At 55.1% G+C, this 16,404-nt stretch carries 14 protein-coding genes; 5 read left to right on the top strand and 9 right to left on the bottom strand.

Translation table 11 applies throughout. From position 1 onward, the window contains the following. Window positions 1–84 precede the first annotated feature (84 nt). On the bottom strand, window positions 85–2,538 hold the full coding sequence (lon, locus tag J3362_RS09190; RefSeq protein ID WP_349519286.1) for an endopeptidase La: 2,454 nt from the start codon (window positions 2,536–2,538) through the stop codon (window positions 85–87). 207 nt (window positions 2,539–2,745) lie between these two features. On the opposite strand from lon, the gene trxA reads away from it, so the two are divergent. The 3 genes from trxA to J3362_RS09175 all read left to right on the top strand — a co-directional run bounded on the left by trxA (window position 2,746) and on the right by J3362_RS09175 (window position 4,304). Continuing rightward, on the top strand, window positions 2,746–3,609 hold the full coding sequence (trxA, locus tag J3362_RS09185) for a thioredoxin (protein WP_349519285.1): 864 nt from the start codon (window positions 2,746–2,748) through the stop codon (window positions 3,607–3,609). A 71-nt stretch (window positions 3,610–3,680) separates the two neighbouring features. After that, on the top strand, window positions 3,681–4,007 hold the full coding sequence (locus J3362_RS09180) for a hypothetical protein (protein WP_349519284.1): 327 nt from the start codon (window positions 3,681–3,683) through the stop codon (window positions 4,005–4,007). Between the two features lie 63 nt (window positions 4,008–4,070). Continuing rightward, window positions 4,071–4,304: a hypothetical protein gene (locus tag J3362_RS09175; RefSeq protein WP_349519282.1), complete on the top strand. Its 234-nt coding sequence runs from the start codon at window positions 4,071–4,073 to the stop codon at window positions 4,302–4,304. Window positions 4,305–4,351: 47 nt separating this feature from the next. Here the strand turns inward: J3362_RS09175 and J3362_RS09170 are convergent, their stop codons facing one another. Both J3362_RS09170 and J3362_RS09165 read right to left on the bottom strand, forming a co-directional pair. Continuing rightward, window positions 4,352–5,716: a KamA family radical SAM protein gene (locus J3362_RS09170; RefSeq protein ID WP_349519281.1), complete on the bottom strand. Its 1,365-nt coding sequence runs from the start codon at window positions 5,714–5,716 to the stop codon at window positions 4,352–4,354. A gap of 162 nt (window positions 5,717–5,878) precedes the next feature. Continuing rightward, complete coding sequence (locus J3362_RS09165; RefSeq protein ID WP_349519280.1) at window positions 5,879–6,352, bottom strand: hypothetical protein; 474 nt, start codon at window positions 6,350–6,352, stop codon at window positions 5,879–5,881. 25 nt (window positions 6,353–6,377) lie between these two features. Between J3362_RS09165 and aceE the strand changes: the two genes are divergently transcribed. Further along, a complete protein-coding gene (gene aceE / locus J3362_RS09160) occupies window positions 6,378–9,041 on the top strand; it encodes a pyruvate dehydrogenase (acetyl-transferring), homodimeric type (protein ID WP_349519279.1) in 2,664 nt (887 codons plus the stop codon). Between the two features lie 10 nt (window positions 9,042–9,051). Next, window positions 9,052–10,731 (top strand): dihydrolipoyllysine-residue acetyltransferase, encoded by a 1,680-nt coding sequence (gene aceF, locus J3362_RS09155; RefSeq protein WP_349519278.1) that lies wholly within the window; start codon window positions 9,052–9,054, stop codon window positions 10,729–10,731. Window positions 10,732–10,976: 245 nt separating this feature from the next. Here aceF and J3362_RS09150 read toward each other — a convergent pair whose 3' ends face one another. From J3362_RS09150 to J3362_RS09125, 6 genes are all read right to left on the bottom strand, one after another. Continuing rightward, window positions 10,977–11,993 carry a TRAP transporter substrate-binding protein gene (locus tag J3362_RS09150; RefSeq protein WP_349519277.1) on the bottom strand — a complete coding sequence of 339 codons (1,017 nt, stop codon included), beginning with the start codon at window positions 11,991–11,993 and terminating at the stop codon, window positions 10,977–10,979. Window positions 11,994–12,213: 220 nt separating this feature from the next. After that, window positions 12,214–13,500: a TRAP transporter large permease gene (locus J3362_RS09145; protein WP_349519276.1), complete on the bottom strand. Its 1,287-nt coding sequence runs from the start codon at window positions 13,498–13,500 to the stop codon at window positions 12,214–12,216. After that, a complete protein-coding gene (locus J3362_RS09140; protein ID WP_349519275.1) occupies window positions 13,500–14,054 on the bottom strand; it encodes a TRAP transporter small permease in 555 nt (184 codons plus the stop codon). Before J3362_RS09140 ends, J3362_RS09145 begins: the two co-directional genes overlap by 1 nt. A gap of 203 nt (window positions 14,055–14,257) precedes the next feature. Beyond that, on the bottom strand, window positions 14,258–15,073 hold the full coding sequence (locus J3362_RS09135) for an HpcH/HpaI aldolase/citrate lyase family protein (RefSeq protein ID WP_349519274.1): 816 nt from the start codon (window positions 15,071–15,073) through the stop codon (window positions 14,258–14,260). Window positions 15,074–15,079: 6 nt separating this feature from the next. Further along, entirely contained in the window at window positions 15,080–15,661 is a 582-nt protein-coding gene (locus J3362_RS09130) for a cysteine hydrolase family protein (protein ID WP_349519273.1), read from the bottom strand. Between the two features lie 39 nt (window positions 15,662–15,700). Further along, window positions 15,701–16,404: CoA transferase (locus J3362_RS09125; protein WP_349519272.1), on the bottom strand; the 704-nt coding region annotated here is incomplete at its 5' end.

Here is a 16,404-nt window from a genome sequence, read left to right as displayed (position 1 = left end):
CTTCGTGTCTAATCCGACCTACAAGTCACATGTCTCAAATTCGTAGGTCGGATTAGCAAAGCGTAATCCGACAAACTCGCTCGATTAATGCACCGAAGACCCCTTCCTGGGCTTGTTCCCAAAGCACACCTGGAAAACATCGCTGTAATGCTTGGCAAAGTTCACCACCAGGCCTTCCTTCAGGTACTCCGGCAACTCCTCGTAATCGCCCCGGTTGGCTTCCGGCAGGATCAGATTGCTGATTTTCTGCCGGCGCGCTGCAATCACTTTCTCGCGAATGCCGCCCACCGGCAGAACCTGTCCGGTCAGGGTTAGTTCTCCGGTCATGGCGATGTTCTGCTGAGGTGCCTCCCGCCGTGCGATCGACAGCAGGGCGGTTGCCATGGTGACGCCGGCGCTGGGGCCATCCTTCGGCGTGGCGCCTTCGGGCACGTGCAAGTGCACGAAGGACTTGTCGAAGAATGTCGGGTCACCTTTATAGCGCTTCAGGTTTGAGGACACATAGCTGTAGGCGATTTCTGCGGACTCCTTCATCACATCCCCCAACTGGCCGGTCAGTTTGAAACCGCGCTGGGAGCTGTGAATCCTGGAGGCCTCGATGCTCAGGGTGGCCCCGCCCATGGCGGTCCAGGCCAGGCCGGTTACAACACCGGTGCCTTTGAGAGATTTCTCTTTCTTGAACGAGGGCTGTCCGAGGTAGCTCTGCAGATCGGAAACGCCCACCTTCACCGGCTGGTCCGGATTGTCCAGCAGCTTCACGATGCCCTTGCGGAGTATCTTGTGCAGCAGCTTTTCCAGGCTTCGAACGCCGGCTTCGCGGGCGTACCCCTCAATAACCTGCTTGATTGCGGCGTCGGTGATGTTTAACTGCTTTTTCAGCAGCCCGGCCCTCTTCAGCAGTCTGGGTAGCAGGAAGTGCTTCGCAATGGCCAGTTTTTCTTCCGCGATGTAGCCGGAAAGACGAATCACGTCCATCCGATCGAGCAGCGGCCGCGGAATCGTGTCCAGCTGGTTGGCGGTGCAGATGAACAGAACCTTGGACAGGTCCATGCGGACGTCCAGATAGTGGTCGAGAAAGTCTCGGTTCTGTTCCGGGTCCAGGGTCTCCAGCAGGGCTGAAGCGGGATCACCCTGGAAAGACGCACCGATCTTGTCGATTTCATCCAGCATGATGACCGGGTTTGCCACCTTTGAGTCTTTCAGTGCCTGGACAAACTTGCCCGGCATGGCGCCGATGTAGGTGCGACGGTGGCCTTTGATTTCAGCTTCATCCCGCATGCCGCCCACGCTGAAGCGGTAGAACTTCCGCCCCAGTGCATCCGCCACGGAATGGCCGATGGATGTCTTGCCAACGCCGGGCGGGCCCACCAGCAGGAGGATTGAGCCGCTGACTTCCCCTTTGAAGGTACCTTCGGCCAGGAACTCGATGATGCGATCTTTCACATCGTCCAGGCCGTCGTGATCCCGGTCCAGAATCCGGCGAGCTTCGGCCAGATCGAAGTGATCTTCTGAATGAACGCCCCAGGGAACCTGCGTCAGCCAATCCAGATAATTACGGGTGACGCCATATTCCGGCGAGCCCTGCTCCAGTACCTGAAGCTTTTCGACTTCATCGTTGAATCGCTCCTGAACCGCCTCAGGCGGGTTGAGCTCCGCCATGCGCTCCTGGAAACGTTCCACATCGGCGGTCTTGTCATCCTTGGCCATGCCCAGCTCGCGCTGAATGACCTTGAGCTGTTCCTTCAGGAAGAACTCGCGCTGATGCTTCTGGACCTTTGCGTTCACCTCTTCGCTGATTTCCGACTGCAGTTTCGCCACTTCCTGTTCCTTGCGCATCAGCAACAGAACCTTCTCCATACGGCGAAGCAGGGGAACGGTGTCCAGCACATCCTGCAGCTCGTTGCCCGGGGCGCTGGTCATCGAGGCGCCGAAATCGGCCAGCGGTGAGCTGTCATCCGGCCCGAATCGGGAAAGGTACTGCTTTACGTCTTCACCATAGAGCGGGTTGGTACGCAGAAGCTCCTTGATCGAGCTGATGATGGCCAGGGTGTAGGCCTTGAGCTCGTCTGCGTCTTCTTCCGGTTCCGCCGGGTACTCAACTTCCACCAGGTAGGGTGGCTTGCGGCGCAGCCACTGGACAATCCGGAAGCGCTGGAGACCCTGGGCGATAAACTGGACCTTTCCACTCTCATTCTGGGCGTGATGCACCCGAACGGCGCAGCCCACGGCCTCCAATTGCTCACTGGCAGGGGTGTCGCCTTCCGCTTCCTGTTCTTCTACAAAGCAGATACCCATGACCTTATGGTCGGTCTCGCCGACCCGCTTCAGGGTTTCCTGCCACGGGTTCTGGTTCACCACGATCGGCTGCACTTGGGCCGGAAAGAAAGGGCGGTTTGAAACCGGCAGCACGTACATGCGCCGGGGCATCATCTGCTGGGGCAGGGCAAGGCTCTTGCTGTGCTCGTCCTTGCCGATGTATTCGGTCACGTCCTCTTCGAATTCCTCAAGTGAATCGTTTTGCGTGTCATCGTTGTTCATGCCGCGAGTATCCGTCCGGAAAGGTTGTGAATCAGTCCGGGACGGGCTGCTGGGCTATTGTCCCGGAGTGTTGCTTACTAGCTATGTAACGGCAGATACGGTGATTTCAAGGAGTTGGCTTTGGCCAGTTGGCGCTTGAATTTGCGGGAGTTGGCCCCATGTCCCTGACAACTCGTAACGATTCATTCGACTTTTCAGGTGCCTTGCATGAGCAACTCTCCGTACATCTTTGATGCCACCATGGAAAACTTTCAGCAGAAGGTCATGGAAGCCTCTGCCAGCACGCCCATTCTGGTGGATGTCTGGGCCGAGTGGTGTGCGCCCTGCAAACAGTTGACCCCTGTGCTGGAAAAACTGGCTGAGGATTACCAGGGCGCGTTCATGTTGGCCAAGGTAAACGCCGACGAGCAGGAGCAGCTTACGTCGAGCCTTGGCGTGCGCAGCCTGCCCACGATTATCCTGGTCAAGAACGGCCAGGCGGTGGATGGTTTTAACGGTGCGCTGCCGGAAAACGAAATCCGCAAGGTTCTGGACAAGCATGTTGAAGCGCCGAAGGAGGATCCGTATGACAAGGCCCATCGGATCTGGGAAGGGGGCGATGTTGAGGGAGCGCTGGCCATCCTGTCGCAGATGAACCAGGAGGATCCCGAGAACCTGAAGGTCCTGATCGATCTCGCCCAGTTGAAGGCCGAGATGGGCGATCTTGAAACGGCTGAACAGGTGCTGGAAAGCCTGCCTCCTGAAGAGAAGATGCAGCACCAGGCCAAGCAGCTGGCGGCCCGTATCAAGTTTCTCAGACAGTCGGCCGAGCTGCCACCGATCAAGGATCTTGAAATGGCGCTGGAGCAGGATCCCAAAGACCCGAACGCTCTGCACCAGTTGGCGCTCCACCACGTATTACAGGAGAACAACGCCGAGGCCATGGATCTTCTGATCCGGTTAATGCAAGTGGACAGTAAGTACAAGGACGAAGTGGCCAAGACAACGCTGATCGAGCTGTTCGACAAGCTGGGCAACAATAACCCGGATGTACGGACCTATCGGCGAAAGCTCTATACCCTGATGCACTGATCGTTTGGCCTTTGCGATCAGCAGCGTAGGTCGGGTAGAGCCGAAGGCGAAACCCGACTGGTATTTCCGCAATGCTCAAACTTCCACCCCAACCCGACAATTGCGAACTCTGCGAACGCCCGGTTGCGAGGCTCACCCGGCACCACCTTATCCCCAAGCACCTGCATCGGAAGAAGCGCTTCCAGAAACTGTTTACCAGGGAGGATCTGATCACCCGAACGCTCTGGGTGTGCCGTCCCTGTCATAACGCCATTCATAAAGCTCGCTCGGAATACGAGCTGGGTCTGCACTTCAACACCCGGGAAAAGTTGCTGGAGCTGGAGGAATTGCGGACGTTTGTTGAATGGCTCAGGGACAAGCCAGAGGGTTTTGTGCCGAAGTTTGTCAGGCAAAAATAGCGAACCTGATCCAATGACAAATAGATGCAGTATTCATAGGCTCATTTATTCGGAGAGGTCGTTATGCGTAGTCGAAAAGATGATCGTCGAATTCAGCGATTCCTGGCTTTGAGCGCCCTTATACTTCTCACTCCATGGCTCCTCATTGCCGGCTTGCTGGGAATAGAGAGCGTCCAGGATGGTGTGCTGGATAATGGTGGCCTACAGATGGCATTGATTGGCATTATCGGGGTTGTGTTCGGAGCCCTGGTGTTTTGGATTATTCCCAACTGGAAAGCGCGCCGGCCCAATCGCTGAAAAGCAAAGCGGCCCCGTTGGAGGGGCCGCAGTATAAGGGTCTGTTTTCAGCCGTTACCCTTCTTCATTTCCTCATACTCATCTTCAAAGAAGAACTTCTCTTCGCCAAAGGCCGGTTCCAGCTCGTGTAGCCAGGTGGCCGTCTCGCTGTACTTGGCGAAGAACGGGCGCTGCACCCAGTCCGGGTTGCGGCCCTGCAGGAAGCGCAGCACGAACACCTTCTCACCGTGGATCTCGCTAATACCCTGAATCTCCACCTTGCCGGGGCCGGCACTCATGGAGGGTCCACGGGCGGTGCGCGCCAGGCCGCTGACCTTTTTCATGGCTTCGCGATAAATGTGGAAAGCCTCGACAAGGGGCACTTCGAAGTAGTTCTTGGCGCCGGTGTCCCGCTCTACAAACATGTAGTAGGGAATGATGCCCAGCTGCACTTCCTTCTTCCACAGCTTGGCCCAGGCTTCGGCATCGTCGTTGACGTGCTTGATCAGCGGGCCCTGAGCGCGGATTTCGGCACCGGTGGCGCGAATGCGGCGGATGGCCTCTTCGGCAATCTCGGTGGTGATTTCCTGCCAGTGGTTGTAGTGGGCCATGATGGCCACATGCTTGCCCGCGTCGACCAGTTTCGCGAACAGGTCGATCAACTCATCGGCATCCTTGTCGGTCACGAACCGGTATGGCCAGAAGGTGAGGGCCTTGGTACCGATGCGGATGGTCTGGATGTGGTCGAACTCGGGCTCCAGCAGCGGCTCGAGGTACTGCACCAGGTTCTTTGTTTTCATGACCATTGGATCACCACCGGTCACCAGCAGGTCGGTTACCTCGGTGTGCTCCTGCAGGTAGCCGTGGAGTTTCTCGGCTTCGGTGCTGGCCATTTTCAGGTCCTTGTCACCGACAAACTGTGCCCAGCGGAAACAGAAGGTGCAGTAAGAGTGGCAGGTCTGACCCTGGGCCGGGAAAAACAGCACTGTCTCGCGGTACTTGTGCTGAACACCGTCCAGCACTTCACCGTCCAGCTCGGGCATGTTCATTTCCATCTGGCCTGCCGGGTGCGGGTTCAGTTCATCCCGGATTTCCTTGGCAACCGCCTGGATCTCTTTTTTGTCGGCACCTTCACGGTGCATTGTTGCCATGCGCTCGTAATGCTCGTCTTTCAACATGCCTTTCTGGGGGAAGACAAGCTGATAGATCGGGTCGTTGGGAACCTTGTCCCAGTTGATCAGTTCATTGATTACATATTCGTTGACCCGGAAAGGTAGCACGCTGGCTACCACCTTCATTTCAAACAGCGTCTCCTCAGGGAGATTCTGAATGACTTCAATCTTGTCGAGCTGGCGGTCTGTGTAGACCTTGAAACGCCGTTCCTCGAACTCCGTGGTAGGAATCCGGTTCGGAAAGGTGACTATGGAGTTCATAGATCGCCCTCTGTTGGTGCCAATGGCAGAAAAGTGGTCCGACCACTTTCTCGGTGGTTAAAAATCAGGCAGGCGAGTATACATAAACGGGAGATTATTTTCAGGTCTAATTAAAAAGTTCCGTTAAATTAGATGAGTAGCAGAGATAAAGGCTCAGAATACTCAGCAAAAATCACTAAATGCGGCGAATGTGTGGCGAATTGCGGCGAGGATATCGTTTAGCGTGGTAATCAATTTCCCGGTTGATAAGAATGCTACGACATTGGTCGCAGTCTGGTTGTCTGCTGGTCCAAAAACGGTCATTCTTCCGTAAGTAACCGCAAAGAGCGCCCCTGAAATGGATTTAGATAGGGTGTAAATTGAATTTAGCGTTAAAAATGTAGTAAAAAGACGACAAAATGGGTTGGCTGATCCGCGCGCTTCATCGGCACACCGATCATTCGTGGGGCCAAAAGCCCGTAAATCGGAGGCGATCGGGCAGGAAAAGTGTGAAAGCTGTTCTATGCTTTGTACAGGTTCTGTGTACTGGGAGCCGGTACACCTGTCAGGCTGATATACCCACAACAAAACACTGCATTTCATCGCAGCTTTTCGATACCGCAACGCGCCCGGCTGCTGATCGTGGCGGCGCTGCACTTTTTGATGCCAAGGGGAGGGTTTGATGTACCAGGACGATGATCCCATTGAAACCAGTGAATGGCTGGACGCGCTGGAATCTCTGATCGAGAACGAAGGCGTAGACCGGGCCAAATACATTCTTGAGAGGCTCTCCGAACGGGCGAGCCGTGACGGAACCGAGCTGCCATATTCCATTACCACGCCATTCAGGAACAGTATTCCTGTGTCCCAGCAGGCGCCGATGCCCGGCGACCTCTTCATGGAGCGCCGTATTCGCTCTCTGATCCGCTGGAATGCCATGGCTATGGTTATGCGCGCCAATCAGCGTCCCGGAGATCTTGGCGGCCATGTTTCCTCGTTCTCGTCGGCTGCAACCCTCTACGATGTTGGCTTTAACTACTTCTTCCACGGTGGCGACGAAAAGCGCGAATCCGATCTGGTTTATTTCCAGGGGCACTCATCTCCGGGCATCTATGCACGCTCCTTCCTTGAAGGCCGGTTCGATGAAAAAGATCTCGACAAGTATCGCGAAGAGGTAGATGGCACCGGCCTTTCGTCCTACCCGCACCCCTGGTTGATGCCGGATTACTGGCAGTTCCCCACGGTTTCCATGGGGCTGGGCCCGATTCAGGCCATTTATCAGGCCCACGTAATGAAGTATCTGGACAGTCGGGAGCTCATCGAGATGGGCGATCGCAAGGTCTGGTGCTTTGTCGGTGACGGCGAGTGCGACGAGCCGGAAACCCTGGGTTCCATTTCCATGGCCGGCCGTGAAAACCTCAGCAACCTTATCTTTGTGGTCAACTGCAACCTTCAGCGTCTGGATGGTCCAGTCCGTGGTAATGGCAAGATTATCCAGGAGCTTGAGGGCGTCTTCCGCGGTGCCGGTTGGAACGTGCTGAAAGTTGTCTGGGGTCGCCACTGGGATCCCCTGTTCGAGAGGGACAAGGAAGGAAAGATGCAGCACGTCATGGACGAGGTCTGCGACGGCGACCTGCAGAACTTCAAGAGTAATGGCCCGGCCTATACCCGTAAGAATTTCTTCGGCAAATACCCCGAAACCGCCAAGCTGGTTGAGGATCTGTCGGATGAGGAGATCAACAAGCTCAACCGGGGTGGTCATGATCCTTACAAGATCTATGCAGCCTTCCACCATGCTATTAACAAGAACGGTGGGCGTCCGACCGTCATACTGGCCCATACCATCAAGGGCTATGGCTTTGGCGAGGCAGGCGAGGCTCAGAATACCGCCCACTCTCTGAAAAAGCTCGATATCGAGCAGCTGAAATCGTTCCGCGACCGCTTTGCGGTGCCGCTGAAGGACGATGAGCTCAAGGACGTTCCCTACTATCGGCCAGCGCCGGATAGCCCGGAAATCGTCTACATGAAGAAGCGCCGGCAGGAATTGGGTGGTTTCTATCCCAAGCGCCGTAAAGATTGCCAGCCGCTGCAGATTCCTGATCTGGACATCTTCAAAGCGGTACTGGACGGCTCCGGCGACCGGAAGATCTCCACCACCATGGCCTTCGTCCGTATCCTGACAGCCCTGACCAAGGACAAGCGAATCGGCAAGCGTGTGGTACCGATCGTGCCGGACGAAGCCCGGACCTTTGGTATGGAAGGCATGTTCCGTCAGCTCGGCATCTACACCGCCGAAGGGCAGAAATACGTGCCCGAAGACCGTGACCAGATCATGTACTACCGGGAAGACAAGAAGGGCCAGATCCTCGAGGAAGGTATCAACGAGGATGGCTCCATGGCCGCGTGGATGGCAGCAGCAACGTCATACAGCACCAACAACTTCCCGTTGATTCCGTTCTACATCTTCTACTCCATGTTTGGCTTCCAACGGGTCGGCGATCTGGCGTGGGCCTCCGGTGATATCCAGGCTCGTGGCTTCCTGATCGGTGGCACCGCCGGCCGGACCACCCTGAACGGCGAAGGTCTGCAGCACCAGGACGGTCACAGTCATGTGCTGGCCAATACCATTCCGAACTGTAAGGCCTACGATCCGGCCTACGGCTACGAAATGGCCGTGGTGCTTCGCAAGGGTATGAAAGAGATGTTCGAGGACAACCAGAACGTCTTCTACTACCTGACCATCGAGAACGAGAACTACGAACAGCCGGCCATGCCCAAGGATTGCGAAGACGGCATTATCAAGGGCATGTACAAGTTCGAGTCTGTTGAAACCAAGGGCAACAAGAAGACTCCTCGGGTTCAGTTGCTTGGTGCTGGCGCTATCCTCAACGAGGTGCGCGCTGCCGCCCAGATGCTGAAGGACGACTGGGGTGTTGCCTCCGATGTGTGGAGTGTTACCAGCTTCAACGAGCTTGCCCGTGAAGGCCTGCACGTAGAGCGCTGGAACCGCCTGCACCCGGATGACAAGCCGAAGAAGGCGTATGTTACCCAGTGTCTGGAGAAGCAGAGCGGGCCAGTGGTGTCTTCCACCGATTACATCAAGCTGCACTCCGAGCAGCTCCGGGCGTTCATTCCCAAAACGTACCTGACCCTGGGCACCGACGGCTTTGGCCGCAGTGACACCCGGGAAAAGCTGCGCAGCTTCTTTGAAGTGGACCGTTACTACGTAACAGTCACGGCGCTGTCAGCTCTGGCCAAGGACGGTGAGGTGAAGAACGATGTGGTTCTCGAAGCCATGCGCAAGTACGGAATCGATCGCAACAAAACGAACCCGGTGCTGAGCTAAGGAGACCGCCATGAGTGAACAGGAAATCAAGGTTCCGGATCTCGGCGGTGCGGATGAGGTCGAGGTTATCGAAATCACCGTCAGCGCAGGGGATTCGGTTGAGGCAGAAGATCCGATTCTGACCGTAGAGTCAGACAAAGCCTCGGTTGAGCTACCGTCGCCCGGCGCCGGCAAGATCACCAAGATCACCGTCAAGGTGGGTGACAAGGTCAAGGAAGGTGATGTTGTCGGGATGATGGAAGCCAGCGCCGATGGCGGTGGCTCTGACGATGCCGGCAGTGATGACTCCGAAGAAAAGCCGGAAGAGAAAGCCGCGGAAAAGGGCGAGGCCAAGCAGGAAGAGAAATCTGAAGAGAGCAAGCCGACGCCCAAGAAAGCTTCCGGTGGCTCCCGCAAGGAGACCGTCAAGGTTCCCGCGCTGGATGGCTTTGACAATGTCCCGGTCATCGAAATCAACGTGTCGGAAGGCGATACCATTGAAGCCGACGATCCGCTGGTAACGGTGGAATCCGACAAGGCCACCATGGAGATTCCCTCGCCCTACTCGGGTAAGGTGGGCAAGATCCTGGTGTCCGAGGGTGACAAGCTCTCCGAGGGCGATGAGCTGCTGGAGATGACCGTTCAGGAAGACGGTGGCGAAGAGGAAGAAGCCTCTGAGCCGGCTTCAGAAGAGCCGGCCAAGGAAGAAAAGGCCGAATCGAAGTCCGAAGAGAAGCCAAAGCAGCAAGCGGAGTCTGCCCCTGAGCCCCAAGGTGCCACCTATGAGCCGCCGACGCCGGGCGCCAAGGTTCACGCTGGCCCGGCCGTGCGCAAGCTGGCCCGGGAGCTGGGTGCCGATCTGGCCCGCATCAAGGGCTCTGGTCCGAAGAGCCGGATTATCAAGGACGATGTCCATGCCTATGTGAAGAGCCAGCTCAAGCAGGCTCAGCAGGGCGGTGGTGTTGCCACCGGATCCGGTATTCCTGGGGTCAAGTTGCCGGACTTCAGCCAGTTTGGTGAGGTGAAGCGTGAGGCCATGTCGCGGATGATGTTCGCCACGGCGAACAACATGCAGCGCAGCTGGTTGAACGTGCCCCACGTGACCCAGTTCGAGGATGCGGATATCACCGACATGGAGGATTTCCGCAAGGCCCAGAAAACAGCCGGCGAGAAGAAGGGCGTGAAGATGACGCCGCTGCCGTTCCTGCTGAAGGCCTGTGCCACGGCACTTGCGGAACTGCCCCAGTTCAACGTGTCCCTGGACATGGAGCGCAAGGAGGTGGTTCGCAAGAAGTACATTCACATCGGGATTGCGGTGGATACGCCCCATGGGCTGATGGTGCCGGTGATCAGGGATGTGGACAAGAAGGGTCTTTGGGAGCTGGCGGCGGAAAGCGCCGAGCTTGCCCAGAAGGCCCGGGACAAGCAGCTGAAGCCGGCAGAGATGCAGGGTGCCTGTTTTACCATAACCAGTCTTGGTGGTATTGGCGGCACGGCATTTACGCCGATTGTGAATACGCCGGAGGTGGCGATTCTTGGAGTGTCCAAGGCGGCGATGAAGCCGGTTTGGGATGGCAAGGAGTTCCAGCCCCGGTTAATGCTGCCGTTGTCGCTGTCTTACGATCACCGGGCGGTGAATGGGGCCGATGCGGCCCGGTTTACCACGGTGCTCAGTCAGCTCCTTGGGGACATTCGTACCCTTCTGCTTTGATGTGAAGCCTGCTGCCACCTAGCCTGTGGGTTGGGTGGCTCGACAAAGGCCGGTACGGCTTTTCAGAACCCGTCTCCCGGCTGGGGAGTAGCTTTACCGACTTAGTTGCAGAGAGAATTCAAGACTCTGTTCTGACCAATGAAAAGGGGTGCCAAAGGCACCCCTTTTCATTTCCTAAGCTCTTCTTGATTCCGGAGATCTGATTGAGACCTGACGAATGAAGACGCTCTCGATCTGTTGGAAATTTATTGCATACCCTTGATCACTGATTTAGCTGGAAGACCTCTGTTTTCCAGAGGCTCAGCCCATTGGTCGTAAACGTCTTGCAGCTTTGCTCTAGCCTCTGTGAGCTCGTTGTCGGAAAGCGGGGTTTGTTCGATCCCATGTTCGTTCTTCAATACTGCGATTACTTCGGGTTCTGAATTGTCTACATAATCGCAGTACGTTTTCATCGCATATTGGCCTGCTTCTACGAGAATCTCCTGCTGCTGATCCGAGAGACTATTCCATACTCGATCACTGATCGAGTATGTCAGGCCAAAGCTACCGACGGTGAGGTTCGGAATAATCTGGTCGAGAGCCGGCGCAAGGCCGTAATCGAGAATTCCTCGAACAGGGAAATACACGCCATCCAAAGTTCCGCGACTTAGCGATGTCAGAACATCAGAACCCTGCATACGTACAGGGCTGGAACCCAGTGCCGTCGCTGTCAATGCCATAGGGCCGCCAGCAGTCCGAATACGGAGCCCCTCAAGATCCTCAAGTGAAGATACTTCCTTGTCACTGGTCAGAATTCGGTATTTGCCCATGTTTCCCACCCATAGTGGGCGGATTTTGTGCTTCTTGAACTCAGCCTCGTAGATAGCTCCGCCCGGTTGGGCGAGTTCATAAAAGCTATCAGCGGCTGAGCAGGATCCTTGAACGATCTCCGGGAGTTCGACTACGCCGGACAGAGGGAATTTTTCAGGGATGTAAGCGGGGGAGACGTTGGCGATATCTGCAACGCCAGTTTGCAGCAGAGTCAAAGACTCTGAGCCTCTGCCCAGCTGCTCAGCTGGGTAGAATTCAAATGTTATTTTGCCGCCAGAGAGTTCTTCGACCTTCTCCATAAAAGGTGCCGCGCCGTACTCAGTTGCAAATGAAGTGGTGGGAAGCCACTCAGCGAACTTCAGTGTCAGGGGCTCTACCTCGGCTGCTGCTGCGGTGAGAGGTGAAACCATTATTGCTGCAAGAGCCAGGCTGTATTTGGTTGAGCATTTCATACCGGTATTCCTTTTGTAGTTGAGTCAGTATTGTTTTATTTGTGTATATCACTACGGTTGAATAGCCATTGATGCACGATAATGCATAATGCATTCCTCGATCTGTTACAGTGATGCTCGTTTTGATCCCTCCCCTTGTCAAGTGAATTTAATCAGTAAAACATTCGTCGACGGTTATGCATTCCATTGCGGCCGTAGGAACTCGTCCTGAGAAATTTATTTAGTTCATCGCTGTCGATGGAAGCCAAAGAACAATCTCCGGAAACGCGATGAGCAGGGCAATCAAACCGAGAAGCATGGCAATGTAGGGTATGACCCCTGCGAATAGATCCCGGACAGGAATGTCTGCAACCTTTGCCACTACAAATACGTTCATCCCTACAGGTGGAGTTACGATCCCAATTTCCGAGAGCAAAATGACAATGACGCCAAACCATATGGGGTCGAATCCAAGGGCGGTCACCACGGGAAGAACGACTGGAATGGTGAGTATTAGTATTGAAATGAGGTCCAGAAACAGCCCGAGGACCAGATACAGAATCACCAGGAAAAACAGGATAAAGTAAGGAGAAACATCGAGCGCACCAACGTAACCAACGAGGTTGCGAGTGACCCCGGTCATGGTAATGAAATACCCAAAAATATGCGCGCAGACGATGATGAGTCCGATCATGGCGGAGATACAGCAGGTGTTTACCAGAGCCTGCCTTAGCTCGCTTGCTCCCAGTCGTCCTGACTTAAGTGCGAGAATGAAGGCTCCCAGAGCGCCAAGGGCTGAGGACTCGACAGGAGTTGCTATCCCGGTATAAATCAAACCAGTCACAATGCCAAACAGCAGTATGAAGGGACCGGCAACTTTCAGAGCTGCAATCTTCTCTATCAGTGTGTAATCGTCTCCGGAACTCTTAATAGGCGTTTTTAACAGTAGCAATTTGATGGTGATAGCAATGGTAAGGGTAACCAGGATCCCCGGCACAATGCCGGCTATCAGTAGATCACCGATGCTGACGCCGCTCAGGAGGCCATAGAATATCAAAGCCACACTTGGAGGAATCAACATGGCAATCGTTCCTGATATGGCCGCAATGCTGCCTGCCATTTTCGGTGAGTAACCTTCAGCAAGCATGGCCGGCGTGCTTATTTTGCCCAGTGTTGCGGCAGCGGCTGTGCTCGACCCTGAAATAGCGCCGAATGCTGCCCCTGTGATCACTGCAGCAATGCCCACGCCACCGTTGATCTTTTGAGTCCATTTTGAAACTGCGCTGAACAGGGAGTTGGTAATCCCACTGACGCCCATAAACTCCGCCATAAGAATGAACATTGGAACGGTGAGCAATTCGTAGGTTGTCAGAGCGGAGCCTGGTGAAGCTGAGAGGATTCCAAGCAGCACGTCAAAACCGTTTGAAAGGATGATCCCTATGGCGCCGGAGATCGCGAGACTGAGTGCAACGGGAATCCCGATCATCAAAAGGAAAAACAGGATGAAGAAAGGCAATACGATAACCATCAGATTTCACTCCCCTCTGAGAAGAACTGATCGAGCGTTTTGAGGAACAGTCGGAACGAAAAGGTAAAAGAGCTTATGGCAATGATGAATTCGGAAGGCCACACCAGCCAGTTGACCGCGCCATATATCACTTCGTTTTCTTCCCACGCGGAATAGGTGCGGACTGCGTAGGTGTAGGTGACATAGACAAAGAGTGCTGTAGCAAGTAGCCCTGAAACGGTCACACAGAATTTGGTAAACCGAGGCGGAAACTTACCCTTGAAGTAGTCAACTTTGAGGTGATTCCCCGTCCGTAACGCGTAAGAAAATGCAAGGAAGTAGCAGCCTGGAAGCAGGTACATGGTAATGAAATCGAAAACCCAACTCATTGGTGAGTTGAGCGCATAGCGCATGATTACATCGATGAACGTGATGATCATGGCTGCAATGGTCATGTAGCCCGCAGTGAAGATCAGCACATTTTCCAGAAACCGACATACCAGCTCCAGCCAGAAAGAAAGGCCGGTCTTACCGGTTGTATTCGGGATAACTGTTTGTTGTTGTATTGATGCCATAGAAAACCTCGGTGCCAAGATTTAGGGGCGAAATAACAGCGCCGCTGGGCTGTGTCTCGTTAATCAGCGACCGTCCCGATTGATTTTCTGCTGTTCGCAACGCCTTCGGTGATTTTGTTCTTATTCATGATGTCCTCGAGTTTCTTAATTCTGACCCGTTTTCAATGCCCGGCCGGACGTACTGTCGGACCGGGCCAGAAACCTCAGCCATTTTCTTTGGCGAACTGAAAATCCGCTAGTATACGTTCCGCTTGCACCACAACGGGCTTGTCCACCATTTTTCCGTCCACCGTAGTTGCGCCGCCGCTGCTGCTCTGCATTGCAGCCACTACGCGTCTCGCCCAGTCAACCTCTTCAGCTCCCGGGGTGAATGCGTCATTCACTGCGGCCACTTGTTTGGGGTGGATGCAGAGCTTGCCGCCAAAGCCGAGTTGACGGGAGCGTCTTGCATCGTTGTTCATTTGATCCGGGTTTGCGAAACCCACGCTTACACCGTCAACAGGAGGCTCCAGGCCGGCAAAGCAGGACTCGATTATGATCTGTGTCCTTATGGCGGTCATGGCATCACCTTCGTCCGTAATACCTGTTTCAGTTCCGAAATCGACACTGCCAAACGCGAGTCGCGTAACACCGCTTGATTCGGCAACGCTCCGAAGCTCCTTGAAGCCTTTAACTGTCTCAATCAACGCAATCAGCTTATGGCCAGGAAGTGCCTGTGCGGTCTCCCTAACTGATCTGAAATCAGCTTTCGGAAGCATGACTGTCGCCTGAGGGGCGCCAGCCATCATTTCCAGGTCGCCCTTGAACCATTCGGTGTCGGCAGCATTGATGCGAACGGTAGCCACGTTCCCCTTTCCAAGCCAGGCCGCTGTAGCGGCTCTGGCCTCGTTTTTTTCTGCAGGAGATACGGCATCTTCGAGATCAATCGCAATTTGGTGTGCTCCGCTGTTGCGGGCTTTTTCAAATCGATCGGGACGACTACCGGGTACGAACAAGATGCTACGGGCTGTGCGCTCCATACTTCCTCACTTGAACTCGACGTTGGATGAAGATGTTTGTGCACAGAACCGCTCAAGGCTCTTGATGGCAATTTCGTGCTCTTCTTTGCTCGTACCGCAGCAACAGTCCTCCAGCACAACCATCTCAAAATCGCGGTCATGTCCATCCCTGACAGTGGCCTGAACAACCGCGTTCGTGGAAATGCCTGAACAGTAGATTCGGGTTATACCTTTTGCGCTGAGCACCGCTTCAAGAGTTGTTGAGTAAAAAGGACTGACACGGTGTTTAACGACATCGATGTCCTCGGAAGTCTGGCCCAAGGCAGGATGGGTCTCAGTACCCCATTCGCCAAGTTTGAAAATGTTGTTGTCCCTTGCCTTATTGAAGATCGGTGAGTTTGGCGGGCACTCGCGGTAATCAGGCGAAAAGCCAACACGAACAAACCCCACCGGAATGCCAGCGGCACGGGCCTTTTCAATCGCGATTCGAGTGTTCTCGACAATGTTTCTGGAGCGCACCTGTTCCCCATAGGGACCTTTACTGCTCACGCCGTCTTCATGAACCAGGTCGTTCATCATGTCGAGTACGAGATAGATTGAGTTGCTCATTTTTCTCTTCCTTTTAACGCTTTAGTGGTTTGTGAGAATTCAGAATATAATTTCGCGTTGTTCCAGATCTTGTCTCTGTGCGGAGTTCAGCCCAAGCAATTCTCCGAAGACATAATCCTCATCCTGCCCCAGGTCCGGGGTGCCTCTGCGAATTCCGACATCCGGGGTTCCACTGAAGCGTGCGGGGGTCCCGACCGCAAGCCTCTCAGGATTACTCGGGTCGTTAACCGTTGTAAGCGCCCCTCGCTGGAGCAGGTGAGGACACTCTGCGATCTCCTGAGTGTTCCAGGAGACATGGGCACATATGCCCGCATTCTGTAATTGCTCAGCGGTGGGCTCTGCACCTTTCCCCCTGAGCCAGTCGGTGACCAGTTCGTTGACCAGTTTCCGGTTTTTCAGGCGCGCCTCGGCCCTGGCAAAACGTGGATCGTCGGCCGCTGACGGCGTGCCAATCACACCCACCAGCGCTCGCCATTCCCGGTCGTCCCGAACCGCAATGGTGAGCCAGCGATCGGTAGTTGACGTGGGGTAGACTCCGTGGGGCGACATCATCAGATCATCGTTGCCGGGGCGAACCGGCTCCTGCCCCAGGCTGGCCATCAACAGGGCATCGCCAATCATCGCGGAGGCAACGTCACGGGCGGCCAGGTCGATGTACTGGCCTTCCCCGCTCCGGCGCTTTTGATGCAGTGCGGCCAGCAGGGCGACCACTGCGTGATAACCGGCGGAATGATCCATCACGT

This window comes from Marinobacter sp. NFXS11 (assembly GCF_040148675.1).
Classification (GTDB): Bacteria; Pseudomonadota; Gammaproteobacteria; order Pseudomonadales; family Oleiphilaceae; genus Marinobacter.
This window is presented reverse-complemented; position numbering and strand designations above follow the sequence as displayed.